Origin of the sequence: Antarcticimicrobium sp., assembly GCF_029212575.1 — a bacterium.
In the GTDB taxonomy this organism is placed as follows: Bacteria; Pseudomonadota; Alphaproteobacteria; order Rhodobacterales; family Rhodobacteraceae; genus Antarcticimicrobium.
In genome coordinates this window covers 1-3,779 of sequence record NZ_JARGPK010000018.1, presented here as the reverse complement: position 1 = coordinate 3,779, position 3,779 = coordinate 1, and the positions used below count along the sequence as shown (strand labels likewise).

Below are 3,779 nucleotides of genomic sequence, written 5' to 3'. Positions count from 1 at the left end.
GTTTTACTTCCTGGAAATGAACACCCGGCTGCAAGTCGAACATCCCGTAACCGAAATGGTGACTGGCTTTGATCTGGTGGCCGAGCAGCTGCGCATCGCGGCTGGCGAGGGGCTGAGCGCGGCGCAGGCCGACATTCCGCAGTCCGGTCACTCGATCGAACTGCGGATCTGCGCCGAGGACGCAACCGAAGATTTTCGCCCCGCCATCGGCGACATCCTGCTGCTGGACGAACCCCGGGGCGAAGGCGTCCGCGTGGACAGCGGCATTCTGGACGGCGGCAAGGTGACGACCGATTTCGACCCGATGCTCTCCAAGCTGATCGTGCATGGCCGCGACCGGGCGCAGGCCATCGCGCGGGGCCGCCGCGCCGCGCAGGACTATGTTATCCTCGGGGTAACCACTAATCTGGGCTATCTCGATGCGATCCTTGCGCATCCGAAATTCCGTTCCGGCGACGTCTCGACCGGGTTCTTGGCAGACGAAGCTGATACGCTGAACCAGGAGCGCGATCCCGCTGCCACCACCGACATTCTTGCGGCCGCCACCGTGCTTTCCGACGCGCGCCTCGTGATAGCGCTGGAGAATGTGCCGGAAATCTATCGACTTATGGGGAGCTGGAGAAACTGATGCGCCGCATTCTGGAAGTTGACGGAGAAGAGATCCCGGTCTGGCTGGCCTCGACGCGCCAGGGCCATGTCCTGCACATGGGTGGCCGAGAGATTCCCTGCGCCCTCGAAGACGGCGCGGGCAAGGGCGCGTATATACTCGAGCTATCGGGCACCCGTATCCCGATGCGGATCGCCGTGGACGAGAGCGCGACATTCATACATTTCGACGGTCGGACCTATGAAATCGCGCGGACCGATCCCGCGGATACCCTAGACAGGACTGCAAGCAGTGCCTCGCGCGACCAGCTGGTTGCACCCATGCCCGGCGTCGTCGTGTCGGTATCTGTAGCGCCCGGCGATGCGGTGAAAGAAGGCGCGCCGATGTTGGTGATCGAAAGCATGAAACTGGAAACCACGGTCACAGCGCCGCGCGACGGAATCGTCGCGGAGGTGCCCTTTGCCACAGGCGAAAGTTTCGGCGGCAAGGACGTCCTGCTGCGTCTGGAACCGCAGGAGGAGACGGATTGATGAGACGGATGGAAACCCTGATCCGCCCGGAATCGACGGAATTCAAGGAAGCCTCGGGCCGGATGCAGGCGGTCGTCAACCGGTTTCGAGAGATGCAGGACAAGGCCCGTCATGACCGTCCCCGCCGCGATCTTGACCGGTTGAAGCGGCAGAACAAGATGTTGGCGCGCCAGAGGCTGGAACTGCTGCTCGATCCCGGGACACCGTTCCTGGAGTTTTCGAGCTTGGCGGCGAACGACCTTTACGATGGTCAGGCACCGGGCGCCAACATTATCACCGGGGTCGGTGTGATCGCCGGGCGCGAGGTTGTCATTCATGCTGACGACAGTTCCAACAAGGGCGGCGCATGGTATCCCATGTCGGTGCCCAAAATTGTGCGCGCACTCGAATTCGCGTTGGAAAACGAACTGCCGGTTGTGCATATCTGCGACAGCGCGGGCGGCTATCTCGAAGAAATGTCAGGCGTTTTCGCACCGGGCGGGCGGGTATTCCGCAACCAGTGCATCCTTTCGAAGAAAGGTATCCCGCAGGTGGCCATCGTCTGCGGCCATTGCACGGCGGGCGGCGCCTATGTGCCCGCTCTGTGCGAGCACACCATCATCGTGCGTGACACCGGCGCGATCTTTCTGGGCGGACCACCGCTGGTCAAGGCCGCCACCGGCGAAGAGGTCTCGGTCAACGACCTGGGCGGGGCCGACATGCATACGTCGATCTCGGGCACGGGCGACTATCCGGTCGATTCCGAAGAAGCCGGCATCTTGCTGGCGCGTGAAATCGTCGAGACTTTCCCGCGCAGACCCCGCGCCTTCGACTGGTCCGCCCCCGAAGATCCCTATTACGATCCCGCCGAAATCTATGGTATTGTGCCGATAGATTATCGCGTCCGTTTCGACATGCGCGAGGTTATTGCCCGTATCGTCGATGGATCACGGTTTCACGAATACCAGCCGAACTATGGGACCACGCTGGTAACGGGTTATGCCCGTATCTGGGGCTGTAAGGTCGGAATTCTTGGCAACAACGGGGTGTTGTTCAACGACAGCTCGTTGAAGGCAGCGCATTTCATTCAGCTGTGCAACCAGACCGGAACGCCGCTCATCTTCCTTCAGAATACCACCGGTTACATGATCGGTCGGGAGTACGAGGAACGCGGCATCACCAAGGACGGTGCCAAGATGCTGATGGCGCAGGCCGGCTCAGAGGTACCCAAGCTGACGGTACTGACTTCCGGCGCCTTCGGGGCCGGTTACTACGGTATGTGCGGTCGCGCTTGGGACCCGCGCCTTCTGATGTCCTGGCCCAATGCGCAAATGGGGGTGATGGGCCCCGAACAGGCCGCGCGTACGCTCGGCGATGTCAAGCTGGCCCAGATGCGCCGCAACGACCCCGACCTCAGCGAGGAATCGGTGCAGGAACTGCGCGACCGGGTGCGTGCAAAGGCCGAAGACGAAACCTCCGCTTACTGGTTTACGTCGCGGCTTTATGACGACGGGATCATCGACCCGCTCGATACGCGCAACATGCTCGGCATCGCGTTGTCCTGTGCGGCGGGTGTTGCACCCAACGCGCCGCACTACGGTGTCTTCAGAATGTAGGGAGCCGACAGAACCGCATTGCGATGAATACGGGTTCGAAGCTTCGCGCGGTAAGGGGCCTGCCGCGCAGCCGTGAGGTTCCGGATCGTTTTCGAGCAATGCAACTTTGGCGCGATTGAATGCATGAGGGGTAGAACCCCGAAAGAACGGAGAAAAAGATGTCTGACAAGAATGTGTTGCTGGAAATCCGGGACGGGGTCGCGAAAATCACCATCGACAATGCGGAAAAACGCAATCCGCTGAACGTGCCGACGGTGGAGGAACTGATCGAGGCCTTCGAGACGGCCCAGAATGACGACGACGTTCTCGTCATCGTGCTGACCGGGGCCGGGGATCGTGCATTCTGCGCTGGCGGGGACCTCAAGGCCGGCAAGGATGGCGGACCCTTCACCGGAGACATCTCGCAGCCGGGGCATTTCGTTGTTCGCCTGTTCACCCTGATGGAAACCTGCAACAAGCCGATCATCGGCCGGATCAACGGTCATGCCATGGGCGGCGGTTCCGGGCTTGTCTGCGCCTGCGACATTGCCGTCATGTCGAGCACGGCTAGGATTGCGACCCCCGAGGTCAAGATCGGCCTGTTTCCGATGATGATCATGCCGCAGATGATGCGGGTGATACCGCGCCGCCGTTTGCTGGAAATGTACATCACCGGCGAACCTTGGAGTGCGGAACAGGCGCTGGAATACGGCATCGTCAACTATGTGACGGAACCGGACGCGCTCGACGCGAAGGTGGCAGAGTTGACCGACCTCATCACGGCGCGCTCCCCCTCGGCGGTTCGGCTCGGAAAGTACTCCTATCATGCGATGCAGGATATGACGATCGAACAGCAGTTCCGCTTTGCCGAAACCATGCTGCCACGCATTGCGACGACGGAGGATGCGCGGGAAGGATTTTCGGCGTTTTTGGAGAAACGCGCGCCGAGATGGACGGGCAGATAGGGAGGGGGATATGACGGATCGAAAACTGCGCATCGGGTGCGCCTCCGGTTTTTGGGGGGATACGCCCGAAGCGATTGGTCAGTTGGTGACCAAGGGCGCGATC

At 61.2% G+C, this 3,779-nt stretch carries 3 protein-coding genes and 1 pseudogene; all 4 read left to right on the top strand.

Going from position 1 to position 3,779, the window contains the following annotated elements; all coding sequences use genetic code 11:
- Positions 1 to 628 (top strand): annotated as a pseudogene (locus tag P1U75_RS03105) (biotin carboxylase); the annotation flags it as partial.
- Positions 628 to 1,137: an acetyl-CoA carboxylase biotin carboxyl carrier protein subunit gene (locus tag P1U75_RS03100; protein WP_300239682.1), complete on the top strand. Its 510-nt coding sequence runs from the start codon at positions 628 to 630 to the stop codon at positions 1,135 to 1,137. The pseudogene P1U75_RS03105 and the gene P1U75_RS03100, both read left to right, overlap by 1 nt.
- An 8-nt stretch (positions 1,138 to 1,145) precedes the next feature.
- Complete coding sequence (locus P1U75_RS03095) at positions 1,146 to 2,732, top strand: carboxyl transferase domain-containing protein (RefSeq protein WP_300239679.1); 1,587 nt, start codon at positions 1,146 to 1,148, stop codon at positions 2,730 to 2,732.
- Positions 2,733 to 2,890: 158 nt separating this feature from the next.
- A complete protein-coding gene (locus tag P1U75_RS03090; RefSeq protein WP_300239677.1) occupies positions 2,891 to 3,676 on the top strand; it encodes an enoyl-CoA hydratase-related protein in 786 nt (261 codons plus the stop codon).
- The last annotated feature ends 103 nt before the right edge of the window (positions 3,677 to 3,779 follow it).